Here is a 5722-nt window from a genome sequence, read left to right as displayed (position 1 = left end):
GGCTGATGCCCCAAGAGTTCGCCGAGCGCGAACTCTGGGATCTCTGCATCTGGGGCTGGGACGACTTTTTGCGCGCCAATGCCGACCCGTCTTTGCCCGATCTCGTCTCGGTCGACGGCCCAAAGATCTTCCCGCAGCCGCCGGGCACGCTGCCCGACCGCTATGAGGGCGGCTTCGACCTGAGGGAATATGTCGAGCGGGCGCGGTCCGGCGTCACGCCCGTCACGGAAATCCCGACGATTGAAGAAGGCCTGAAGGGCCTCGAAGCGACAAGGCGGATCGATTTCGAGGACTGGCTGGACGCCCATGGCATCGACGCCGTGGTGCTGCCCGCGGCCGCCGATGTCGGACCGGCCGATGCAGACATCGACGAGGCGTCCGCCGCCCTTGCCTGGCGCAATGGCACCTGGGTCGCCAACGGCAATCTGGTCTGGCGCCATTTCGGCATCCCCACCGTCACCGTGCCGATGGGAACCATGGCCGATATCGGCATGCCGGTCGGCCTGACTTTCGCCGGCAAGGCCTATGATGATGTCAGGTTGTTGCGCATGGCCGGCGATTTCGAACAGTCGACCCGGCGCCGCACCCTGCCCCCACGCACGCCGGAACTGACTGAAGATGTATTTTCCCGCCGGCCCACGCAAACCGGTGACGGCAAGGCACCTCCGCTCGTCATCGCGCTTGCCGCCGAGACGCGCACGACGGGCGATCAGGACGAGATCACCATCACGCTCGAACTGCCGATCGACGCCGAGGCGGAAAACGCCAGTGTCAAGGTGCATGTCAACGGCGAGCCTGTCGCGATGCAGCGAAGCGGAGCGCGCTCCTGTGGACAGGCATTGGTTCCGGCCGCAGAGCACCAGCGGTTCCACAGCGTCTGGCGTGGCTCGTATGGCTCGATCGTGACGGCTATTGTGCGGCTGGAGGATGGGCGCAGCGCCGGCGCCTATCTGGTAACCGGAGGGATTGGATGAACGCCAGCCGCTAGGAAGGCAGCGAAGTCAGCCATTCTTCCCAAAATTCCTGCTGCATATGGACGAAAACCGGAACCACGTCGACGCCATCATCAAATATGTCGACCAGATCGCTCTCTTGCGGAAATCGCCCCGTCTTCACCTTGCAGGCTATCAATCCGCGACTTTTCTCCATCACGGTATTTTCCGGATAAACATTGGCGCTTGCTCCGTAACAGAAGGGTAGCAGGCCATCGACTTCGAGTGCCTGACGGATTTGGAACAGAGCCTCGAAAAAGTCTTCCTCTTCTGCCTCGATCACCTTGTCCCGATAACTGCATTTCAAATTGCAGGCAGCGCCGTTCACGTGCAGCGTGAACACAGCTTGCTCGTCGTCACCAACGGAACCTGCGCCGATCAGAAAAACAGTACGCTGATGGTCCATCTCATCCCCCTCGCCATGTGACGGGATGGTAGTACGACAACGGCCGCTTTTCCAGCATGGCAGGGATTGGGACGGCCGCACTCCCTCCCGTCGTCATCCGCTGGCCGGGCGTCCCGCCGCAAAGGCAAGGTCCCGCCGAATGGCGTCCAATTTGTCTTGCGCCAGACCGGCAAGCAGCTTTTCATCGAGGTAGCCTGCTCGGATGAGATGAGCGAAGACATAAAGGAGCTGCGAATAGCGGTAGTCGAACGTCCGATCGATATCCCGCCGCTGTTCACGCAAATAGGCTTCCAGCTCCCACATCTGGGAGGGAACCGTCACCGCACTGGCCTTGCTCTTGAATTCGGCCATCGTCTTTGCGAGGGCCGCCTCAAGAGCCTTATCGAAGGCGTGGCGGGCGAGCTTCTTTTCGGAAGCGGACCAACTGAAATCGTTCACTGGATATCTCCGTAGATGTCCTGTGAATTCCACCAGATTTTCACGAACTTCGCCTGCTGCTACCCCCGAGCCGCCCAAAGCAAACCCCGCTCCACCATCAGCGCCATTTCCGGCACCGCGAACTCATCCGCAGTGTGACCAAGGGAACTGTAGAAAACCTTCCCCGCCCCATAGCGCCGTTTCCAGACGACCGGCATGACGACGCCGCCTATCCCAGGAAAATGCGCGTCGGTGAAGGTGGTGGTCGCCAGCACTTCGTTGCTCGGGTCGACATGCATGTAATACTGCTCCGACCGGTAGGCGAAATCGCTGATGCCCGATGTGATCGGCTCGTCCGGCCTGGTGATCGCGACAGTATAGTCGATGATGTTGCCGGGATGCGCCACCCATTGGCCGCCGGTCATGAACTGATAGTCGGGCTCATTGCGGAAACTGTCGCCCATCGTGCCGTGGAAGCCGCCGAGTCCGCTCCCCCCGCGAACCGCATGCATCAGGTTCTGCAGCTCGGCCTTTTCGATCGTCGACATCGTGATGACGGGCACGATGAGATCGAAGGAAGCAAGCTCCGGATCAGCGAACATCGCCGTGCCCTCACCCAGCGTGACGTCGAAGCCGTTTCGCTCAAGCAAGGTGCGAACGACCTTCGCGCTCTGCTCCGGCGTGTGGCCCTCCCAGCCGCCCCAAGCGATCAAGGCCTTCTTTGGCATGGTGTCCCTCCCTTGGAGCACTCCGCTTCGATCTATCTGGCGTCAGCGCCAGCCCAGCGCCGGCGCGACATGGGTCAGGATCGCCTCGATGACATGCGCATTGTAGTCGACGCCGAGCTGGTTCGGAACGGTGAGCAGCAGCGTGTCGGCCTCGGCGATTGCCTCGTCCTGCGCCAATTCCTTGATCAGCACATCCGGCTCGGCCGCATAGCTGCGCCCGAAGATCGCCTTGGTGTTCTCCTCGATGAAGCCGATCTGGTCGCGGCCCTCATTGCCGCGGCCGAAATAGGCACGGTCGCGATCGTCGACCAGCGCGAAGATGCTGCGGCTGACCGAGACGCGCGGCTCGCGCTTGTGACCGGCCGCTTTCCAGGCTTCGCGGTAGATGCGGATCTGCTCGGCCTGCTGGATGTGGAACGGCTTGCCGCTCTCGTCGAATTTGAGCGTCGAGCTCTGCAGGTTCATGCCGAGCTTGGCCGCCCATTCCGACGTGGCGTTGGTGGCAGCACCCCACCAGATCCGCTCGCGTAAACCCTCCGAATGCGGCTCGAGGCGCAAGAGGCCGGGCGGATTGGGGAACATTGGACGTGGATTGGGCTGGGCGAACCCCTCGCCCCGCAGCGTCTCGAGGAAGACCTCGGCATGATGCCGCGCCATGTCGGCGTCGCTCTGGCCTTCCGGCGGCGCATAGCCGAAATGGCGCCAGCCATCGATCACCTGCTCGGGCGAGCCGCGGCTGATGCCGAGCTGCAGGCGGCCGCCGGCGATGATGTCGGCAGCACCGGCGTCCTCGGCCATGTAGAGCGGGTTCTCGTAGCGCATGTCGATGACGGCGGTGCCGATCTCGATGCGGCTGGTCTTGGCTCCGACTGCCGCCAGCAGCGGGAACGGCGAAGCGAGCTGGCGGGCGAAATGATGCACGCGGAAATAGGCCCCATCCGCCCCCAGTTGCTCGGCGGCGATCGCCAGCTCGATGGATTGCAAAAGCGCGTCCGATGCCGAGCGCACTTGCGATTGCGACGAGGGCGTCCAGTGCCCGAACGACAGGAAACCGATTTTCTTCATAGCCATGCGATATAAGGATGCGCGTCAGGCTTCAATGCAAAAGAGATTTTTCGACGCGCCCAATCCAGGCTCATGCATCGCTATTTTCAAACGCGCCGATGCCTTGCGCGATCAGGTTGGTCGCCATGACCAGTGAGACGATTGCCGCGGAATTGAAGACGACGACCCACCATTTGCCGCCGGTCAGGAAGCCATAGCCGTCGGCGACAGCCAGTCCCCAGTCGGCCGATGGCGGCTGGATGCCGAGGCCGAGAAAGCTCAGCGTCGCGATCGAAAAGAACGCGTAGCCCAGCCTTGTGACCAGCTCGATCAAGATCGTTTCCCTGATGTTGGGCAGTATCTCCAGAAACATGATGGCGAGCGGGCCCTCGCCGCCAAGCCGCGCAGCGCTGACATAGTCGCGCTCCTTCTGCTCGCGCACGGCGGCGCGGACGGTGCGCGCCACCAGCGGCGCGTAGGCGATGCCGATCACCAGGATGACCGTTACATTGGACGGGCCGATGGCCACCAGCGTCATGGTGACGAGAACGATGAACGGAAACGCCATCAGCGTATCGAGCAGCCGCGCGCCGATGGCATCGACCAGGCCGTCGAAATAGCCGAGCACCAACCCGATGATGCTGCCGGCGGCGACACCGGCCAGCGTCGCCAGCGGCGCAACCAGCAGGATGTCGCGCGATCCGACGACTATGCGGGACAGCACGTCGCGGCCGAGCTGATCGGTCCCGAACCAGTGCAGCGCGTCGGGCGGCGTCAGCATCGCCAGGAAATCCTCGGCATAGGGATCGTAGGGAACGAAGAGGTTGCCTGCTATGGCGCACACGACCCAGAACAGAAGCAGCAGCGATCCGACCACGACCGACGGCGGCAATCCGGCGAAAGCACTGCGGATCCGGCGCACTGCCGGAAAGCCGGCCACGGAGCGCGGTGGTGCGGGAAACTCCGCCAGATCTGTCATGGCGAGGTCCGGCGGCGTTGCCGCGGATCGAGCAGCGCCAGTACGAGGTCGCCGGCCGCCGCCGACAGCACGAAGATTGCCGCCATCACCAGCACGCCGGCCTCGAGCATCGGGAAATCGCGTGCCTTGGCCGCATTCAGAACCAGATTGCCAAGCCCCTGGATGCCGAACAGCGCCTCGATCACCACCAGCCCGCCAAGCATGTAGCCGGTCTGCGTCGCCAGCACCGCGATGGTCGGCGTCAGCGCGTTGCGCAGCACGTGCCGAAAGATGATCTCGCGCCGCTCGAGCCCTTTCAGGACGGCGGTGCGCGTATAATCGGCGGCCATTGCCTCGATCACCCCTGCCCGCGTCATCCGGGCGATGTAGCCGGCAAGGTTCAGCACCAGCGGCAGCGCCGGCAGGATCAGATAATAGCCATGCGTCCAGAAGCCCGCGCCATCGGGCGCAACACCGGAGATCGGGAACCAGTTCAGCCACAGGCCGAAAACGATGAGCAGCATCAGGCCAGAAACGAAATCAGGCACAATGCCGAAGGAGACGCCTGCCATCACGATCAGCCGGTCGATCAAGCGGCCCGCATTGAGACCGGCAACGACGCCGGCACCAACGCCCAGCGGAATGAGAAAAATCAGAATAATGCCGGCAAGGGCGGCGGAGCGCTTGAGGCTTTCCAGCACGAAGGGCGCCACCGGCCCGCGCATCGACAGCGAGGTGCCGAAGTCACCGGTGACGGCCTTGCTGAACCAGAGCCAGTACTGGACGAGAACCGGCTGATCGGCGCCCAGCCGCTTGTTCAGTTCCGCCACCGCCTGCGCATCGGCAAAAGGCCCGAGCATCACACGGCCGACATCGCCGGGCAGGACCTGCCCGGCGAAGAACACCAGGATGCTGACCAGCCACAGCGTGAGGACAAGTGTGCCCAGACGCGCTGACAGAATGCGACCGGTCAGCATGTCGCGATCATGCCTGGACGAAGGAAACGCGATCGAGCAGCAGATGCGAGATCGCGGTGAAGCGGACGCCCTCGACCTTCGAGCTGACGATCCGGCTGTATTGCGAGAAGTAGCTGATGATCGCCGGCGTCTCGTCGAGCAGCAAGGTCTGGATCTTGCCGGCAACGAGGCGCTGTGCCTGCAGATCACGCGCCTTCGAG

The 5722-nt window shown here is 63.1% G+C and carries 6 protein-coding genes and 2 pseudogenes; 1 reads left to right on the top strand and 7 read right to left on the bottom strand.

The features are described from left to right. A pseudogene (locus EN939_RS18440) lies at positions 1-974 on the top strand (amidase family protein); the annotation flags it as partial. A 10-nt stretch (positions 975-984) separates the two neighbouring features. On the opposite strand, the gene EN939_RS18435 reads toward EN939_RS18440, so the two are convergent. From EN939_RS18435 to EN939_RS18405, 7 genes and pseudogenes are all read right to left on the bottom strand, one after another. Further along, complete coding sequence (locus tag EN939_RS18435) at positions 985-1398, bottom strand: hypothetical protein (RefSeq protein WP_127269153.1); 414 nt, start codon at positions 1396-1398, stop codon at positions 985-987. 93 nt (positions 1399-1491) lie between these two features. Then, complete coding sequence (locus EN939_RS18430) at positions 1492-1836, bottom strand: hypothetical protein (protein ID WP_127269152.1); 345 nt, start codon at positions 1834-1836, stop codon at positions 1492-1494. Between the two features lie 59 nt (positions 1837-1895). Further along, positions 1896-2543 (bottom strand): ThuA domain-containing protein, encoded by a 648-nt coding sequence (locus EN939_RS18425; RefSeq protein WP_127269151.1) that lies wholly within the window; start codon positions 2541-2543, stop codon positions 1896-1898. Between the two features lie 42 nt (positions 2544-2585). Continuing rightward, positions 2586-3608, bottom strand: coding sequence for an LLM class flavin-dependent oxidoreductase (locus EN939_RS18420; RefSeq protein ID WP_164748804.1), 1023 nt, complete (start codon positions 3606-3608; stop codon positions 2586-2588). Between the two features lie 70 nt (positions 3609-3678). Beyond that, positions 3679-4566 carry an ABC transporter permease gene (locus tag EN939_RS18415; protein ID WP_127269149.1) on the bottom strand — a complete coding sequence of 296 codons (888 nt, stop codon included), beginning with the start codon at positions 4564-4566 and terminating at the stop codon, positions 3679-3681. After that, positions 4563-5522: an ABC transporter permease gene (locus tag EN939_RS18410; protein WP_127269148.1), complete on the bottom strand. Its 960-nt coding sequence runs from the start codon at positions 5520-5522 to the stop codon at positions 4563-4565. Before EN939_RS18410 ends, EN939_RS18415 begins: the two co-directional genes overlap by 4 nt. 7 nt (positions 5523-5529) lie before the next feature. Further along, positions 5530-5722, bottom strand: a pseudogene (locus EN939_RS18405) (ABC transporter substrate-binding protein); the annotation flags it as partial.

The sequence above is a fragment of the Mesorhizobium sp. M7A.F.Ca.CA.002.05.1.1 genome (assembly GCF_003998335.1).
In the GTDB taxonomy this organism is placed as follows: Bacteria; Pseudomonadota; Alphaproteobacteria; order Rhizobiales; family Rhizobiaceae; genus Mesorhizobium.
The sequence above is the reverse complement of the archived record's forward strand: the minus strand, read 5'-3'. Positions and strand labels throughout refer to the sequence as shown.

What these genes read in the sequence shown, in the direction of transcription:
- EN939_RS18410 (WP_127269148.1), bottom strand. Translation starts at nt 5,522, where the DNA reads ATGCTGACCGGTCGCATTCTGTCAGCGCGTCTGGGCACACTTGTCCTC.
- EN939_RS18435 (WP_127269153.1), bottom strand. Translation starts at nt 1,398, where the DNA reads ATGGACCATCAGCGTACTGTTTTTCTGATCGGCGCAGGTTCCGTTGGT.
- EN939_RS18420 (WP_164748804.1), bottom strand. Translation starts at nt 3,608, where the DNA reads ATGAAGAAAATCGGTTTCCTGTCGTTCGGGCACTGGACGCCCTCGTCG.
- EN939_RS18415 (WP_127269149.1), bottom strand. Translation starts at nt 4,566, where the DNA reads ATGACAGATCTGGCGGAGTTTCCCGCACCACCGCGCTCCGTGGCCGGC.
- EN939_RS18425 (WP_127269151.1), bottom strand. Translation starts at nt 2,543, where the DNA reads ATGCCAAAGAAGGCCTTGATCGCTTGGGGCGGCTGGGAGGGCCACACG.